11 protein-coding genes are annotated in these 18167 nt (G+C 65.7%); 5 read left to right on the top strand and 6 right to left on the bottom strand.

All coding sequences use genetic code 11. The annotated features are described in order from the left end of the window. Positions 1-96 precede the first annotated feature (96 nt). A complete protein-coding gene (locus tag HEB94_RS12085; RefSeq protein ID WP_192748912.1) occupies positions 97-1200 on the top strand; it encodes an IS630 family transposase in 1104 nt (367 codons plus the stop codon). Between the two features lie 79 nt (positions 1201-1279). On the opposite strand, the gene HEB94_RS12090 is transcribed toward HEB94_RS12085, so the two are convergent. Next, positions 1280-1849 (bottom strand): GNAT family N-acetyltransferase, encoded by a 570-nt coding sequence (locus tag HEB94_RS12090; RefSeq protein WP_192749979.1) that lies wholly within the window; start codon positions 1847-1849, stop codon positions 1280-1282. Positions 1850-3310: 1461 nt separating this feature from the next. Between HEB94_RS12090 and HEB94_RS12095 the strand changes: the two genes are divergently transcribed. Beyond that, positions 3311-3865, top strand: coding sequence for a hypothetical protein (locus HEB94_RS12095; protein ID WP_192749980.1), 555 nt, complete (start codon positions 3311-3313; stop codon positions 3863-3865). Between the two features lie 308 nt (positions 3866-4173). On the opposite strand, the gene HEB94_RS12100 is transcribed toward HEB94_RS12095, so the two are convergent. The 4 genes from HEB94_RS12100 to HEB94_RS12115 form a co-directional block, all read right to left on the bottom strand. Next, on the bottom strand, positions 4174-4620 hold the full coding sequence (locus tag HEB94_RS12100; protein ID WP_238361498.1) for an NUDIX hydrolase: 447 nt from the start codon (positions 4618-4620) through the stop codon (positions 4174-4176). A 208-nt stretch (positions 4621-4828) separates the two neighbouring features. Continuing rightward, entirely contained in the window at positions 4829-10804 is a 5976-nt protein-coding gene (locus HEB94_RS12105) for an RHS repeat-associated core domain-containing protein (protein ID WP_192749981.1), read from the bottom strand. A gap of 29 nt (positions 10805-10833) precedes the next feature. Next, a complete protein-coding gene (locus HEB94_RS12110; protein ID WP_192749982.1) occupies positions 10834-12414 on the bottom strand; it encodes a hypothetical protein in 1581 nt (526 codons plus the stop codon). Between the two features lie 1531 nt (positions 12415-13945). Continuing rightward, entirely contained in the window at positions 13946-14545 is a 600-nt protein-coding gene (locus tag HEB94_RS12115) for a CGNR zinc finger domain-containing protein (protein WP_202896298.1), read from the bottom strand. 89 nt (positions 14546-14634) lie between these two features. Here HEB94_RS12115 and HEB94_RS12120 point away from each other — a divergent pair, with 89 nt between their 5' ends. Continuing rightward, entirely contained in the window at positions 14635-15423 is a 789-nt protein-coding gene (locus HEB94_RS12120; protein WP_192749984.1) for an MBL fold metallo-hydrolase, read from the top strand. A 411-nt stretch (positions 15424-15834) separates the two neighbouring features. Here the strand turns inward: HEB94_RS12120 and HEB94_RS12125 are convergent, their stop codons facing one another. Then, complete coding sequence (locus HEB94_RS12125; RefSeq protein WP_337917625.1) at positions 15835-17286, bottom strand: MFS transporter; 1452 nt, start codon at positions 17284-17286, stop codon at positions 15835-15837. Positions 17287-17506: 220 nt separating this feature from the next. Between HEB94_RS12125 and HEB94_RS12130 the strand changes: the two genes are divergently transcribed. Then, positions 17507-17809, top strand: a complete 303-nt coding sequence (locus HEB94_RS12130; protein WP_192749985.1) for a metal-sensitive transcriptional regulator — start codon at positions 17507-17509, stop codon at positions 17807-17809. 148 nt (positions 17810-17957) lie between these two features. After that, positions 17958-18164 carry a heavy-metal-associated domain-containing protein gene (locus HEB94_RS12135; RefSeq protein ID WP_192749986.1) on the top strand — a complete coding sequence of 69 codons (207 nt, stop codon included), beginning with the start codon at positions 17958-17960 and terminating at the stop codon, positions 18162-18164. The last annotated feature ends 3 nt before the right edge of the window (positions 18165-18167 follow it).

Consider the following 18167-nt stretch of genomic DNA (forward strand, 5'->3'; position numbering starts at 1 on the left):
TCAACGTCGACCGGCGCTCACCTGTGCGGGTCGATGGCTAGTGTCATGTAATTGAATTCACTTTACTTTCAATGGTGCTTGTGAAACAATTTTGGTATGCAGCAGCTTACGGAGGAGCGGCGTAGCGAGTTGGAGTCGGTTGTGTCTGTCGGGTACGACGGCTCGGAGTCGATGCGGGCACAGATGGTGCTGGCGTGGTTCGATGGTGAGAGTGCCGCGGATATTGCGAGGCGCTTCGGAGCGTCGAAGCCGACGGTGTATAAGTGGGTGGACCGGTTCGAAGAGGCCGGCGTAGCGGGGTTAGAGGACCGTACGTCGACTGGCAGGCCTCGTTCTGTGTCTGATTCGGTGCGGTCGCGGATTGTGGCGTTAACGAAGCTCGGCCCGCCGAAAGAAACGGGGCTGACGCACTGGTCGAGCTATGAGATGGCCAAGTATCTGAGACGCCGTGAAGGTATCAGCGTCTCGCACAACTTCGTCGCCGAATTGTGGCGTGAGCACGGCTTGAAGCCACATCGGCAGGGCACGTTCAAGACCTCCACCGACCCGGAGTTCGCGACCAAAGTGGTCGACGTCGTAGGCCTTTACCTCGATCCGCCCGAGGGTGCGGTGGTGCTCAGCTTCGACGAGAAGACGCAGGTCCAGGCTCTGGACCGGACCCAGCCGCTACTGCCGATCAGCTTCGACAAGACCGAGAAGCGCACCCACGACTACGTCCGCCACGGCACCACGAACCTGTTCGCCGCCCTTGAGGTGCTCACCGGAAAAATCACCGGACAAACCTTCCACCGAAAGCGGACCAAAGAGTTCCTACGCTTCATGGAACGACTGGTCAAACGGTACCCGGCAGAGCAAGAAATCCACGTAGTCCTCGACAACCTCAAAACTCACAACAACGGCGACGTCAACGAATGGCTGGCCAAACACCCCAACGTGAAGTTCCACTTCACGCCGAAAGGTAGCTCCTGGATCAACCAGATCGAAACATGGTTCGGCATCATCACCCGGCAATCCATCCGCCGCGGCTCCTTCAAATCCCTCGCCGAGCTGATCCGCCATATCGAGAACTACATCGACCACTGGAACGAAGACGCCGAGCCGTTCGAGTGGACAGCGACAGCCGATCAGATCCTTGAGAAAGTAGCCATGCTCGACCGCGACTACGTGAAGCTGGTCGCCAACAACTACAACCCCAAGTAAAGCACTTTTAATTACGACACACTAGTTGTTGGCCACGGCGATTCCGAGGTCACGCAGCTGGATCCGTGATCACGCCTTCTCAGCTCGACGAGCTGTAGCCGTTCGTTGCGTCACGGGTCGTTCGCAGGCGTGCGTAGTAGACCATGCCTTCCCAGTCGGGCTGATCGTTTAGGGGGCGGTAGCCCGCCTTCGAGAGGCACCGGATCGAGGCTGCGTTCCTCCGGTCGACGCCGGCGACAAAGAGCCGGATCTCGTGCAGCTCAGGAGCCTTCGTCACTATGTCCAGCAGGGCGGTGCCGTACCCCTGGTGCCGGAGTTCTGGACGGATCACGTACCCCAGGCTTGCGGTTGGCAGAGGAAGGGTGTCGATGACGCCCCGGCCGTTTTCGCCGCCCTCCCACTCAGTGAAGCGATCGAACGTTCCGCAGTCGATGTACTCGACAGGGCACTGACCCTGCCACGCTAGCCATCGGTGCCTGCCCGTTTGGGTCTTCCCGCGGAAGGTCCCAAGCGGAAGGTCGGCGAGGTCGAGCATCTCCCGTGGCCACGCAGGTCCGCCGAGCCATCGTTGGGTGTCGGCGTCGTGGAACCAAGGCTCTACCAGGTGTAGCTGCTCTCGTTCGAACGTCTTGAGCACGACCTTCGACATTCCTTGATCATAGGAAAGCACACCCGAAGGCCGCCGTGACCAGCCCGCACTAAGCAGCCATGAACGGCGCCTCCCGTAGGCTGGCGGCGCCGGCCTTGGTGGGTCCTCCGCGACGGCCGTTAACGCCGGAGGAGCTGAAGGAGCGGATCCCGGCGGGCGGGGCGAAGCGGTTCGGGTCGCCGAGACGGCCGGGGATGTGTCTTCCCAGGACGGGTCTGCCGACCACGCCCGCCGCGCCGACCTATCCCTTACCGCGAAGTACCACCGCCTGATGACCCAGGCTGGCAAGCACCACACCTCCGCGCTCTGCCACCTCGCGGCCGTCGTAACCACTGCGGCCGGCTGCCGATGACTGAGCCGCCTACTTGGAGCGAAGTTCCTGGCTGAAGGCGGTTGTCCTGCTTGCCCCAAGCCCCCGCGCGCCGCGGAGGTGCGGCGTCGTGGACGGGAGGCCGCAACTTCTTCGACGGCGAGTACGCACTCGGCACGGAGATCCAGCTGGGCACTCATGGCGGTCGCCGGCAGCGGCTGGCTGGTCGCCGGCGGCGACCCAGGCCCCTCGGCAAAGGGGGGATCCGGCCAGCTCGTCGTTCACGTCGTCATCGGCGGGGCGGCTTTTGGTCGTCTGGTCGCGCACTTGGAGTCGTGCTGGCAATGAAGTGAAGAGGGACCGGAGTTGCACGCTCCCGTCCCTCCACGGCTCGGCAAGCACTAGGATTAACCTCAATGTTCCGAACCCTAGGTTGAACACTAGAAACGTACCTCAGGTCGGCTCAGCGCTCGCGCTCGACACGGGTGCGTGCGGTGTGGGGTGACGTAATTCAGGTCCGGTCGCTTCTCGTGCCGCTACACGTCGGTTACGCGACAGGAAGGGAATTACAGCCAAGATGCGCAACACAGATCCGACACGGGCCGTCGCGCTCGTCGGAGCGGTAGCCGCGGCGGTAGCCAGTGGGAACCCATGGGTGTCCCTGCTCACTGGGGTGATCCTGGGCTTGGTGGTTAAGGATGACAACGATCGCGGCCACCTGACCACCTAACCGGAGTGCGGCCTGTGTTCTCGCGAGCATGAGGCGGGGACACAGGCCGCCTGTTCGCGGCATGTCAGACTCCGCTCCGTCCTTGGGGGCGGGCGACGTCCAGACGTTGATTGTCGCTGACGAGGCACACACCAAGGCCATGGCGCGGTACCGGAAGGCAGACGAGGATCGGCGTGCGAAGGACGAGGCCGCGTACGAGGAGGCTCAACTTCGTCGTGCGCTGGACATGAAGGTCCAATGCACGTTCTGCGGGTCCGAGTTCGGGAAGGTGTGCCGCGCCACAGGGAAGGGCCCGGGCCGTCTACACACCAGGCGTGTCGCCCGCTGACCGTAGTTCCCGACGAGCCCGTTCCGCCTCCGCGCGACGATCCGGCTCGACCCGGATATTCAGTCGCCCAAAGTGACCTCGTAGTCTTTCCCTATGACTCCGCAGCTGTGGGCAACGATCGCGGTGGCTGTGATCGGCGTTGCTGGCACGTTGGCTGCCGCTCTGCTCACCCAGACGAAGGCAGCAAATCTCGAACAACAACGGTGGAGCCGGGAAAGGGATCGCGAAGAAGCGCGGTATGAGATGGAACGTGCTCGGGATCACGAACTCTGGCTTCGCAATAATCGTCAGGAGATATACGCGGAACTAGTTCGTGCGAGTTCTCAATTCTTCGTCAGCCTTCCGGGGCCAGGTTTATTGGCGGATCGTTGCGAGGATACGACGTCTGAGATATACGTGGGGCGCGAAACATTCTTTGAGGTGCTGTACCGCGCAAGATTTATCGCGGGGCCCGCATTGCAAACGGTCATTCGTAGAGCGCTAGATAACGCGGAGAATGTAGGGCATGACCCATACTTCGGTGATCCGCCCAGGCAGCGCACATTCCAGTCCGAGATGATTCATGAGGCGTATGCCGTGACAAGGGAGCTTGAGGTCGCCGCCCGTGCCGAGTTGGGATTGCCTCCACCCGTTCAGGACAGCGAATAGTGGTCGACTAATCCTTGGCACTATTCGAATCGGAACTGAAGTGCAAGGAAGGGGTTCCGTAGCGGCTGATGAGCCTCTTCCTTGGCTCTCGAAGCGCAGGCTACCAAGGTGACCCTTTCAAAGGGTACTGGAAACCGTCTAGGGTGAACGCTAGCCGGTGGCACCCGAAGTGGGCCCTGATCTGCGAAGACGCTGGGTCCGGTTCGCAGTCCACCGAGGCGACCGAGGCTGCCGACATCCGGTCCCCTGGGCCGAGCCTGGCCAGCGGTCATCGCGGCCGGCCATCGTATGCCGGCCGGTGCAAGGGTCTAGTGCCAGTCCGTGGTCTGTTTCAGCGCAACATCGACGATCTTCGTGTGCGCATAGCGGGTGAGTTGGTCACGTGACACCCATGCGGCCATGTCCGAGGTGCCATCGACTTCGTAGCGCAGCTCGCCATCGACAATCTCGACGCGGTACATCACGTTCACGCTGTGGACCCGCTGTCCGGCAAGGGTGGTCCAGGTGTTGGAGTGGATGCCGATCAGGTTGCGTACCCGGGCCGCGTAGCCGGTCTCCTCCGCGAGCTCCCGGATGACGGCCTCTTCAGGGTGCTCGCCGTGCTCGACGCCGCCGCCGGGAAGAGTCCATGTCCCAGACGTGTAACGAGACAACAGAATCGAGCCACCGTCGGCGAGGCACACGGCGTAGGCACCGATTCGTTGGATGCGCGGGCCTGATGATGTTTCGCCGGAAGATGGCATGATCAGGACCATACTGTGGTTGCTGGCGCTCCCGCGAGGCAGACGAACCAAACCTTCTCATCGGTAGGAACATGCGCCGTGATCACGACATGCTCGTCAGTGCTCCGCAGGTCGCTGGGCTCGGTCGTGCACGAGAACGGGTCCCGTACGAAGCGAGCCGGCTTCGACGGCGTGGAGGTGCCTGTCTACGGCGACCTGTTCAACGCAAAGCACATGGTCACTACCAGTCGAACTCGTAGCCGATCAGGTCGGTCACTTTGTCGTAGGCCCACGAAGCGCCCTGGCCAATCTTTTTGCCGCCCCAGACCACGGGCTCTACGACCACCACGCCGACCGACGTCACGACTATGCCGGCCGTGTAGCCAGCGCCCGTGCGAATGATGCCGGGGTCGTCGCCCATGATGAAGTTTGTGACGCTGGCGCCGGCATGCCCGGAGGCTTGCCCCCAGCCGGTCTCCTTGGCGATCCAGCGGCTGGCGTTGTAGGAGACGGCGAACGTCCCGGTGGCCACCAGCGCGTAGGGGTTTGACGTCACCAGCATCGTGACGCCGGTGGCGGTGTTCCCGCCGCTGCCGATCGCGTCGCGGGCATTGCCTTGCGACACGTCGTGTACGAATGTGTATCCGGAGACCACGGTCAGGCCAAGCCCACCGCTGTAGCGCGCGACCGTGCCTCCAAGCGCCATCATCGACGTCTCGGTGGTGAGCGCCCCGCCCAGGTACAGGGTTCCGCCGAAGGCCTCGGCTGTGCCGGCAGCCAACCCGACGCCCTTCACGTAGGGGTTGTCCACGTGCGCGGCCGCCCACAGGTTCAGTAGTGCGCCCGCTTTCATACCCAGCGCGGAGACGGTCCCCCAGGTCTGCACTGTCGGGATCTCGTGCTGGAACTGCACCGTCCCACCGGGGTTGGGATGGGTGTCCAGACCCCATGACTTGACGGGCATCCCGGCGAGCGAGGCCTGGCGCGCAAGGGTACGGGACCGCCCGACCCAGATGTCCTCGAAGACGTCGCGCGGCATGTTCTGGCCGGGGTTCTTGGCGTGCCACGCCTTTTCCAGGTCCTCGGCGTCGACGTGTAGCTTCGTCTGCTCCATGACCCAGCCCGGCGCCTGTTTCGCCTGCCCAAGCCCGACCTGACCGGACCACAGGTTGTACTGACCCTGCAGCGGTCGTCCGCTCAAGTCCACCGGAGTGCTCGCCGCTCGGGCTGTGTAGAGCCCGGAGTTGACGGTCTGCTCAGGACGGCTTTCCAACCCGTCCGGGTCGCGGAACAGTAGCGGGTTGTTCCTCGCGTAGGAGTAGAGGTTGCTGCCGTCGACGTATCCGCTGGGGTCGCGCTGCATGAACCTGCCGAGCGTCGGGCGGTAGGTACGGAACACGAAGTCGTAGTCGTCGGTGTCGCCGAGCAGGCGCTTGCCCGCAAACCGGAAGGGGTTGTCGTCGCCGGCGGAGTGCTCGCTCTCGACGTTCCCGTACTCGTCGTAGCCGTAGAAGCTGCTCGGGGTCGGCCCATTGAAGGTGTAGCGGATCGAGCCGTCGGGGTCGGGTAGCAGGTAGAGGTCCTGGCCGCCGCCAGAGGAGGCCACGATCCCGTCCCGAGTGGTGTCGGTGACCACGCTGCGCACCAGCCCTGAGGCTGAGTACTCCTCAAGCGGGTTGTGCCCGTCGCCGATCGTGATCGCGAGTGCTGAACCCGATCGTCGTGCGCAGCGTCTGCCGAAGTAGTCCATGAACCACTCGTCCTCGTGGCCGTCTGCCTTGCGGATCACCTTTGTCAGCTGGTCGCGGTGGTCGTAGCCGAACTGGAAGGCGGCGTCCTCGGTCAGGTTGCCGTTGGCGTCATAGGTCAACGCGTCCCCGCCGACCTCTTCGTACTGGTCCACCGGATTGGGCTGGTACGTCGTCGTGATGCCGCCGGTCGAGGTGACGAGCCGGTTGCCGGCAGGGTCCAGGTCGTAACCCGTCCCGGCGCCGGTCGGCACGGCCGCCATCAGAGCGTCGACCTCGGGCTGCCGATCGGGCAGCGGATCGGGCGGTGCGACGGGAGGCGGTGCGATACCGGACAGGTCGACCAGAGCCGGGGTGTTGGAGGCGCGGGTCTCGACCAGACGGGACAGAGTATCGTAGCGGTAGCTGCGCATGCCTGCGAAGTTGGCTCCTGTCTCGGTCCGCTGGCGCATCTGTCCGGCACCGTCGTACAGCATCTGGCTGGTGAGCAGCGGTACGCCGCCGGCCTGGTGCTCGACCTGGACGATCCTGCCGCTGACGTCGTACGCGAAGGAAGTCGACGTCCCGTTGCCGCGGGTCATGCGGCCCAGTTGGAGGCCCTCGAATTCGAAGCCGGCGATGACGCCGGAGTCCGGGGACTGGGAGTCGCCCGGATAGTCGGCGCCGCGGGCCAGCTGCCGAATCTCCTCGACCCGGTCCAGGCGGTCCCGTGCGTAGACAATGTCCCGGCCGTTGGGATAGATCATCCGGGTGAGGGCACCGGTTGCGGAGTACTCCCGCCGCAGCACAAACTGCCGTGCCGGATCGGCTCCGGTGGCCGCGGTGACTCGGGTGGACTCCTCTAGCACGCGGTCTATGGAGTCGTAGCCGAACTCGCGGACGATGAAATCGTTCTCCGCACGTCGGAACCTGCCGAGCCCGTCGTAGTCGGCCCGGTAGCTCGTCGCACCAGCGAAGTCCGCTTCCGGCCCTAGGCCCGTCGAATCGACCTCCATCCGCGTGGGTCGTCCGAGCAGGTCCCACTCCAGCGCGCGCCGCAGCCCGTTGCGGTCCGTGTGGCCGACCAGGTTCCCTGCCCGGTCGTAGATCGACGAGTCCGACGTGCCGTCGGGTAGCACGGTGCCGACTGGGCGACCAGCCGAGTCGTAGCGGTAGCTGGTGACCCGGCCAAGCGCATCGATGTGGCGGGTCCGGCGGTCGTCGAGGTCGTACTCGAAAGAAGTGACCACGGGCTGCGGCTGGTCACCAGGCTGCGGTGGCGGCAGTAGCTGCCGGCTCCCCACGAGTCGACCGAATACGTCGTAGGTGTTGTGGCTCTCGTTGCCGAGCTGGTCGATCACCGTGACCGGGTGGCCGCGGCTGTCGTATCGATAGCGCACGCGGCCCGTAGACGTACGATGCTCGGCCACACGGTTCAGCTCGTCGTAGTCGATGACCTCGGCGAAGTGTCGAGAGGCCACGACAGCACCGGCGGCGTCCAGCGTCACCTCCCGCCGGTCGACGCGCAGGACGTTGCCCTCCTTGTCGTGACGGAACCTCAGCTCGTTCCCGTGCGGATCAACCGTACGCACGAGCCTGCCGAGCAGATCGTGCTCCGCGAGGGACTCGCGGCCGGCCTGGTCGACCACCTTGGTCAGGTTGCCGACGTTGTCATAGAAGTACTGGACGGTTAGCAGGTCACCCGGCCCACTAGTCACGAAGGCGTCTTCGAGCTCCGCCTCGCTCACGGTTGGCGGGGGCTCGGCGAACCTGTTCACCCCCGCGACAACCAGTCGGCCGAGCTCGTCGTAGCCGAACTCCCTGCGGGCCAGCAGCACGAACCGGTCGGCGCCCGCCCGCTCGTAGCGGCACTCGACGACGAGGTTTCCTATCTTGTCGAAACGGCGGCGGACGCGATTGCCCAGCGCGTCGCGGGTATCTACCAGACGCCCGAGCGCGTCGTATCCCAGGTCGGTCGCCGCACCGCGTGGGTCGACCAGCCGCACCAAGCGGGCATCGGCGTCGAAGAAGCTCCGGGTCACGGCGTGCACGCCGCCGACGTCGTCGACAGTTCGCGCGACCTGTGATCGCTCGTTGAAGTACATCTTCTGCTTGCGGCCGGTCGGATCGATCGTGAAGTACGCCCTGCCCGCGCGGTCGAAGAGTACGAAGGACCGCTTGAGAGTCCCACCGGCAGCAGCGCCGACCGTCTGGGCGGTCTGGTGCAGCTCCTCGTCGTAACGGTTGGCGATCACGGCGGACCCGTCGAGGGCGTTCGACTCGTTCTTGAGCTGCGTCTCCACCTTCTTGACGGCGCCGGTTCGGAAGTATTCGTAGCGCGTCTCGACGGAGAACGGTGCCGTGCTGGTGGACCGCACCACGCGTCCGAGTCTGTCGTACGCATACGCCGTGAAGAAGCGGTCGTCTCCGATGTCGAAGAACGGTGGACGGAACACTCGCGTGGCGCGGCCGAGAGGATCCCGCTCGTAGCCCTTGCTGATGGCGAGACCGGCCGCGTCGAACGTTGTCCTGGTGAGGAAGCCCTCCAGGACCCCGTCCGCTTGGCCGGCATAGGTGTTGACAACCTCGAGCCCGTTCGGCGCCACCATCCGAAGCCGCCGGCCGTGGTCGTCATGGTCGGGGAACCGGGTCAGCACCGGCAGCGACGCGGTCCCGTCCGGGAGGGTCGGCGTCGGCATCTCGATCGACTCGAGGAGCGACCGGGGGCCCGTCGAGCCTGCGTCGGTGTAACCGAACCGGGTCAGCCTGCGCTCGTACTCCGCCCCCTCCGCGAACCCCGGGTCGGCGCTGCTGGTCACTCGCGGGTCCGAGAGGGTAACCGCCTGGGTGAACTCCGGTTCGTAGGTCATCTTCTGGATAACGTCGTCTGCGTCGGTCTGCACGATGTCGGGGAACACGCTCTGGGACCAAAGTCCCGCGGCGGCGCTGAGGTCGAGGATGTCGTGGTAGCTGCCGCGCTTCACCACCGCCAGGAGGTTGTCGAACTGGCGGCGCTCCCGCTCGGTCAGCTCGGGATCGGTCTCGGGCCGGTAGCCGTCGTCGGCTGGGAAGCGTCGCTCGTACAGCTCGCGTCCGTAGAGCATCTGGGTGACTACCCCGAGCGGGCTGACCATGCCGACGAGGTTGCCGTCCGCGTTGTATCGGTAGTGGGAGGACACCAGCCGAGGAATACCGCCGATCCGTACGTACTCCTCTCGGAAGAGCATGTGTCCGAACCGGTTGAACAGGTAGCGGATCTGGCTCCCGTCCCGTTCGGTCACAACTGTCTGATGGGTGGGGCGCTCGTGCGAGGCGTAGGGAAACGGGAACTCCTCGAGAACGTCCTCGTAGTCGAACAGGACCTCGCCACCGCCCTGGCGTTGGCGCACGACGCGGCGGTAGCTGACCAGGCTGGGTACATCGCCGTACTCGTTCTCAAGATAGAGACGCCCGTCGGCGTCGAGTATCGAGACCAGCTGGTGCTGCTGGTCAGGGTCTCCGGTCAGCTCGGAGCTGTACTCATAGCGCGTCGTTGGCCCGGACACGGCCTCCTGCGGAGCCGGCGCTGTGACAGCGACGAGGTCGCCGAGGTCGTCGTACTCGTAACGCCACTGGCGGCCGGTGTGGTCGCGCACGGCAACGATCCGGTCCTCCGTGTCGTAGCCGATGTCCACGACTCTCTGGGGGTGGTTGACCTCGACCCGGGTGAGGAGCCCGTCCGTGTAGCGCAGGCCGATGCGGTTGCCGAAGCGATCCGCCAGGCTCGCCGCAACGTGGACGAAGGGACCGAGCGTCGGATGTGGCTGGTAGTTGACCAGGTGACCGTCGGGCAACCGGTGCACGAAGGAGGCCCCGGCTTCCAGCAGCACACCGGCGGCGCCGTCCACGGGCAGCCAGTACGCGTGTTGCTCGTGCCGACGGTAGGTCTCCTCGTGTACTCGGCCGTTGGATCGGCGGATGACCAGGCCGTCGCCGGACACCCGCAGCCAGAGGTTGTAGTTGTGGTCCCAGTTGGACCCGAGCGGCCCGCGGTAGGCGCACATCTGTGAGTAAGTCCTCGTGAGCGCGAAGTCCATTCCCGCGCCAGCGATCTGCATGTCGGTCGCTGCGTAGACGAAGTCGCCGTCGAACAGGTTCACCGGATCCGCGCCCTGCGCCACGTTGGCACCGACGCTGCTGGTGGCCGGCTCCGGACGGTTCAGCTGGTAGGAGTCCTGTGCCGCCGCGGCCGGGTTCGCCTGGATCTCCGCGAGGTGGTCGGACATGATCGTGTTGACCCGGTCGGCGAACTGGGTGTCACCGGTTGGCGAGCTGTACGGCAGCACGTCCGCGCCCTGAGCGACGAGGTTGTCGACGACCTCGCGCCACTGCGCCGCCAGCCGCTCATCGTCGTACGACTTCATCTCCTGCTCATCGGCCGGAGACACGCCGTACACGTTGCCGTTCTGGTCCGGGCTGGTGCTCGGATGTTCGTTCTCCTGGTCCGGCATGTCGCATCACCCCGCGGCGGCTCGGCGTTTCACCCGACCTGCGGTATCGCCGTGAGGCTGGCGATCGCACGGCTTCGAATGTCCGCCGTCGCCGCGGAATCGGCATCACTCATCTCCATGGCGAACAGCTCGCTCATCGTGCGGACCTTGCGAGACTCCAGGTCGCGCAGATCCCGGTCAGTGAGGTGCCCGGCACGAACCAGCTCGGCGACGGGGGTGGGGTCCTCGCGGGCCGCATTGGCGACAAGGGACCTGAAGGTGTCGGTGTCCGCAAGGTCCCGTGGCTCGTAACCCACGGCGGTGTGCCGGTCCATCATCAGCCGAGTGACCTGGGTCTGTACCGCATTCAACGCGTTCGCAACCCCGGCTCGGTTCGCCGTGGACGGATCGCTGGCCAGCCGTGCGTACGCCACCTGTGTCGCCACGTCGACGATGCCGATCTCACCGTGCACGATCGGCCGGGGCGGTGGCGGTTCGCTGAGCTGGTTGATCTGCAGCAGACCGTTCTCGTCGAACGTGCCACAGCTCTGCACCACCCTGCGAGTCACCACCAGCTGCCGGATCGGCGTCGCCGGCGGCGGCGTTGGCGGGTTCGGCGGAGGTACCGGGGGCACCCCGCCTCCGTTGGGGAGCGGTGGTCCACCGTCATCGATCCGGCGCGCCATCAGCGAGTGGTAGGGCACCAGGGTGGTCACCTGGTGACCTGTGTCCAGACCCGCCTGCAGACAGAAGCCGGGCAGGTCTTTGGGCATGTGCACGACGACGAAGACCTCCTGGATGCCCTCCAGCTTCCGAGCGCCGTCGATGAGGTTGAACTCGGTCTGGCTCTGGTCGGAGACCGTGTGCGGCCGGGGTGCGACGACGAACAGTGCCCGGTTGCTGCCAAGGTGGTAGCCGTTGAACAGCTGGTACATCTGGCTGCTCTGCGTAGTGCGACTGAGTGTCTCGCGGGCCTCGCGTGAGGTGTCGGTCGTCTTCTGGTTGATATTCGTGTCCGACGACGTATGTGTCACCGACCCGCTGGCGCCGAACCCGCCGATGCTGAAGCCCGCGCTGCCGCCGATCTCGAGTCCGCTGACGCTGGTGCTGCCCTTGGTGATCTCCGTCTTGTCCTGCGACCCCGACAGGAATTCCGAGCCTTCGCTCACCGACTCGTACATCTCCCGCTTCTTTGGCTCGAAGTCGAGGATGTACGGGTAGTCGTCGGGGTCAACATCCCCGCCGCCATTGGGGTACACGGCCAGCTGCATGATCGCGCCCAGGCATGGCCAGTACTTGGCGGACCAGCCGCTCGCGGTAACGACTTCCCACGTCGATCGCTGCAGGTCGTCGAGCGCCCCGGACTCCTCGGCGATCTGCTTGGCGCCGGCCAGTCCCTCGGAGGGGTTGAAGCCGGTGATGCTGCAGGTGAGTTTGAGGTAGACGATCCTGGAGTTCGGGTACGCGTCGGCGGTCTCTTCGTCGGGGACGACGTAGTAGTAGACCGCAAGCGACGAGCGCCACTTGGGCCCGAACGTGGCATCGCCGAAGTTCGTGTCGATCATGTCCCGGGAGAACGCGATGCGCGTCCAGGTGATGTCCAGCGGCGGCGTCAAACTCAGCACCGACATGGCAGCCTCCTTGCGGCGCGAAGCCCGCACGCCGAGCGGGAGCGCCTGGTTGTGGCGTCCGGGCGGATCGGCCTCGTTCGTTCCGTCACGCCTGCGAACCTCCAAAGTCGTCTTCGCGGCGCGGACAGTCAAGAGGAAGACTTCCTCGCCACCGGTTGATCGAAGACATCGCCTGCGACGGCTTCGTACGCTTCATGAGTCCCGATGCGAACCGGGGTCGTGGGTGGTGGGGAGGCGGTCTGAGTAACGTCGCAGATCGATCCGTCGTTCTGCACGTACCGTCACGGAGTCGTGCCTGGAGGATTCGGAGCGTCGACAGAGGCTGCTCAGCATCGACTTCATTGATGGTGCCCGCGATCGTCGGTCGGCGATGAGTGCCGCGATGTTCCCGAGGGCGCTCGTGGCCGGGTGTGACCGGCTTCAGTGCGAGGTTTCACTGGATGAGCTTCGACCAGATCTCGCGATGCTTGAGCAGCACGACACGGACGAGACGCACGTGCGTCGGCGCGACCGCTTCGTGTAGCTCATCCTGTCGGGGGTGCCGATCCTTCCGCTGATCGTGCTTGGGCCTGGGTCGAGCCTCGTGGACGGCTACGCGAGGTACAGGGCGCTGCGGGTTCTCGGCGTCGACCAGGCCGAGGTCCTGCGAGGACGCACGGCGCCATCGAGGGCTTGAGACGGCCGCCGCCCTTGCTGTCGCCAAGGCGTTGGCGCTGGAAGGTCTGTCAATGGTTTTGTCAATGAAACGCCGTCGTCGGGTGCCATCTGTGACAGGTCAGACAGGCAAATGGCCCGATCAGCAGGCTTGGGACGGCTCCCTCGAGGGTGGTCGGCCCTCTTTTAATCCGCGGGTTCTGGGTTCGATCCCCAGGCGGCCCACCGCACCTGACCTGCGCAAACGCTGCCGTCGGAGGCATGACCGGCCGACCGTCTGTCAATGGTTCTGTCGGTTGCCCCGGGGGCTGAAGGTGCCTCGGGCGGTGTATGCGTGGCTTCGTCCGCCAGCGCGGCAGCTCGTTCCGGGCCCTCGTCTACGCCGGACCCGACCTGCTGACCGGCAAGGACACCTACCTCACCGCGTCCACGCGCGACCGTCGCCAGGTTGAGCCGATCCGCACCCGGCTGCTCGCCAAAGTCGACCAGCAGCGCACCGGCTCGACGAAGGGCAACCCTCGGATACACCCTCGACGCGTGGCTGCAGGTGCACGAAGCAGACGACCGGAGGGGTATCGCGGCTACGCCGAGCGCACCATCAAGCCGGCGCTGGGCGACGTCTCCATCGCGAAGGGCAGCGCGCGTGTGTTGGAGCAGTTCTATGCGCAGCTGCAGCGCTGCCGGGCGCGGTGTACCGGCAAGGCCTTTCTAGAGCACTTCACGGATGAGGCGCACGAGTGCGGCCAGGTCGTTCACCGTCGGGTGCGGGACCACGACTGCGCCGCGGCGAGGTGCCGGGTGCTGGCGTGCAAGCCGCAGGTGTGCAAGCCGATGAGTGCCTCAACCGTCCGCCAGAGCCAAGAGGGTCGGGCGGTGGTCAGTTTGCTTTCGACTGAGTACGCCGGGCGTAGGCGCGGGCGGCGCGGGCGCGGTCGCCGCAGCGGGTGGAGCACCAGTGGCGGCGGCCTCGGCGCAGGAGGTAGCGATTGCAGGGAGTGGAATCGCAGGCGATCAGGATTTCGGCGTCGGGGCCGGTGAGCAGGTCGGCCGCATTGGCCGCGATGACCGCCAGAGCGTGGTCGAGGATCTCGTTGGTGGGGCACGCTGCCGCCCGGTGGGGACCCCTCTTCTCGTCCCAGAGCAGTAGGGCGGTCGTGGGGACCCTGCTCAGCGCATCGTTGACGGCGGACAGTGCTGCGGGCAAGGCGGGAAGCCCGGCAGTGTGGGCGGCGAACAATGCCCTGACGTGTTCGCGCAGCGAGCGCAGTTGGGTCACACACATCTCCTGCACTCCCGCACCGACCGGAGCGAGGCTGCGTTCCCTGAGCCAGTGGCTCGCTGCTTCAGGCGTGCCGAGGAGATCGATGAGTTGCCCACCGGTTAGCGAGATGGCGCTGTTGACGAAGTCGAGAGCGAGGTATTGCTCCGCCCCCGGCGCGGACGGCAGCACAGGCTCGGCGGTCAGGCTTTCGCTCATGCTTCTCATGGTACGACTTGCATTCATCCGTGAGGACGAGCTAGTGTCACCTCACGGATAGGCAGGTTCTCATCCGTGAGGAGTTTTTCGTGACGTTTGCGGACAAAAACATTGAGAAGATCTTCGTTCGTGTCTTCGGCGGCCCGACCGCCCTCTTCGAATACGGTGGACTGAGGTTCCTTACCGACCCGACCTTCGATGCTCCTGGCGACTATCAGCACGGGGTTCGTCTGACCAAGACCGCGCCTCCGTCTGGCAGTTCCGCAGACCTCGGCCGCATCGACGTGGTCCTGCTCTCCCATGACGAGCACCCGGACAACCTCGACAACTCGGGCCGCGCCCTACTCGCCGACGTCCCACTCACTCTCACCACTCCCGGGGGCGGGCAGCGCCTGGGAGGCAGCGCCAAGGGGCTGGCCGACTGGGAGTCGATCGAGCTGGACCGCCCCGGCGGCGGCACCATCACCGTGACGGGTGTGCCCGCCATCCACGGACCCGGCGCACGGGAGGACGTCGAACCGTTCACCGGCCAGGTCGTCGGATTCGTCTTGACCGGACAGGACCTTCCCACCCTCTACGTCAGCGGCGACAACGCCTCGCTCGACCCCGTAAGGGAGATCGCGGAGCGCTTCGGACCGCTGGACACCGCCATCCTCTTCGCCGGTGCTCCCCGCTTCCCCGGCGCTCTCTTCGACGGTGCGCTCCTCGTCCTCGACAGCGCCCAGGCCGCCGAGGCCGCCAAGATCCTCGGTGCTCGCCAGGTGGTTCCCGTCCACTACGACAGTTGGGCCCACTTCACCGAGGGCCGCGAACAACTCATCTGCGCATTCGACGCGGCTGGGCTGCTTGACCGGCTGGATCTGGGCGACCCACGCTGACCGGAGACGATCCGGCGGGCCCGACTCCGGCAGGCCGAAGCCGCCCTCGGAGACCGGACGGGTGATCAACTCCCACCCCAGCTCGATCGCGCGTTTCTTGAAGTAGTCGCTGCTGTTTCTCGCCGCGGCGACGCGTCCCTGACGCGCAAGAGGCGGAGCGTCAGACGACTATCGCGCCCGCCAGTGGCATCCATCCCCACCGTGGGGCGCGAACACGGCCGTGGCGAGGCCCTGGAAGCTGGTGTTCGCACGAGCTGCGGTCCCAGGCCCAGCGGAAGGAAGCCCGATGGTTGAACGACCGCGCCGCGCGGGCAGGTTCGCCATCCAGAGCGGACGGATCCAAGTCTCTCACCGAAGTGGGCGTGCTCACGGACGGCCGGGGCGAGGAGGTGCCGCCCCGGCCGGTCGGTGTTATCGGTGTTCTGACTGCACGATGGCGTTGGGCGCTGGTGTGTCGGTGCCGGGTCGGGAACCTCGCAGCGTGGCGGCTGCGATGAGGCCGCCGGCTAGCGCGATGCCGGCGGCGCCGAGGAATGCAGCGGAGAATCCGTTCGTGAGTTGAGTGGGGTCGTCGAGTTGGCCGGCGCCGCTGCTGGCGGCCACGGCGGTCATCGCGGCTAGTCCGAGGGCAGAGCCGACCTGGTAGCTGGTGTTGACGATTCCCGATGCCAGACCGCCTTCCTGCGGGGGTGCGCTGGAGATGGCGGTGCCCAGGGACGGGATGAAGGCCAACGACATGCCGAGGGCTGCTACCAGGGAGGCCGGTAGGACGTCGACCCAGAAGTTGCCGTTGGGGCGGACAAGGGACAGCCAGCCCATACCGACGGCCAGGACAACGAGCCCGGTGACGATCATCGCCTTCGGCCCGTACCTGGCTATCGCCTTCGGTGCGACCGCGATCATGCCGATCATGATGAGGGCCGTCATCGGCAGCAGCGCCGCTCCGCTGGGGAAGGCCGCGTAGCCCAGGACCTGCTGCAGGTAGAGGTTGAGGAAGAACCACATTGGGATCCACGCGCCGCCGAGCAGCACCTGCGCGATGTTGGCCGCCGCCAGGTTCGGTGTACGGAAGATCGCGAGCCTGACAAGGGGTTCTTGGCGGGCTGCTTGAACGACGAGGAAAGCTGCAAGTAGGACGACGGCCGCCCCGAGGCCGCCGAGGGTCTGCGCTGAGGCCCAGCCGACCTCAGGAGCACGGACGATCGCATATACGGCCGCACCCAAGCCGAGTGTGACTGTCAGTGCCCCGATCAGGTCGAGTGACCCTCTGCGGGCGCCGCCGGCCGGCATCAGCGCCGGGGTGGCGATGAGCGCGACGAGAGCGATCGGGATGTTGAGGTAGAACACCCAGGGCCAGCTGATGTACTCGGTGATGACGCCTCCGAGGAAGACTCCTGCCGTCCCGCCAGCTGGGGCCGCCGCACCGTACAGCGCGAGGGCCTTGGTGAGCTCGCGTGGCTCGGAACCGAAGAGCATCATCAGCAACGTCAGCGCCGATGGTGCAATCAACGCCGCTCCGACGCCCTGGACCGCGCGACCGGTCAGCTCCACGCCGACCGAGCCGGCTGCACCGGCCACCACGGACCCGGCGAGCAGGACCAGCCAACCGGTGGCGAACACACGGCGGGCGCCGAGGAGGTCGGACAGACGACCTCCGAGCAGCAGCAGGCCGCCGAACGCGACCACGTAGGCGTTGAAGACCCACGACAGGTTTTGTTGGGAGAACCCGAGGTCTTCCTGGATGCGTGGCAATGCCACTCCGATGATCGAGGTGTCCGTGATCACCATGAACTGGGCTGCCGCGATCAGTGACAGCGCCCACCAGCGTCGTCTGGACGTCGATGGACTTGTTGACTGGCTCACTGTTCCACTCCTTACAGGTACTGGATGTCGCACTCCGCCGAGGCGGGCCTCTGAGGTGTGTGTCTCGCATCGGACCGGCAGGGATTCCCGTGCCGAAGGAATCCAACAGCTCGATACCCTAGGGGGGTAGGGCATCCGTAGGCAAGTGTCGCCTCGACCAGGCTCCTACCGGTAGGGGGTGGGGGTATAGCGGCGTGGGCGATGGGGGAGTGTGCCAACCATGAGACAGAACGACGCGGCAGGGCACGGCTACATCGCAAACAAGGACGACTACCTCAGGCGGCTGCGCCGCATCGAGGGCCAGGCGCGCGGTTTGCAGCGGATGGTCGACTCGGATGAGTACTGCATCGACATCCTGACCCAGGTGTCGGCGATGACGAAGGCGTTGCAGTCGGTCGCCCTGGGTCTGCTCGACGAGCACCTGAGGCACTGCGTCGTCCAGGCCGCTGCCGGGGGTGGGCCTGAGGCTGACGAGAAGGTGAAGGAGGCATCCGAGGCCATCGCCCGCCTCGTACGCTCCTGATCGCCGATCCAACGCAAAGCGCCGTCGCTCGCCATGGGGCCGCGTCTACGGATACCGGTAGGGGGTAGGGGTTGACTTTCCGGGCCGGCTCCTGCAGGGTGGGTCGCGGAGGTACCCCCCCGGGGTACCGGAACAGGGAGGTCCCCCGATGAGCACCAGCACCTACGTCGTGGCCGGCATGACCTGCAGCGGCTGCGCCGGGAGAGTCAGGTCCGCGGTCGGAAAGGTGGCCGGGGTCACCGATGTCGGCGTGGACCCGGTGACCGGACAGGTGACCATCGCAAGCGACGGCACGCTCGATGACTCGAAGGTCCGCGACGCTGTCAAAGCGGCCGGCTACGAAGTGAAGGACTGAGGC

It is taken from the genome of Actinopolymorpha pittospori (genome assembly GCF_014873875.1).
GTDB classification, from domain to species: domain Bacteria; phylum Actinomycetota; class Actinomycetes; order Propionibacteriales; family Actinopolymorphaceae; genus Actinopolymorpha; species Actinopolymorpha pittospori.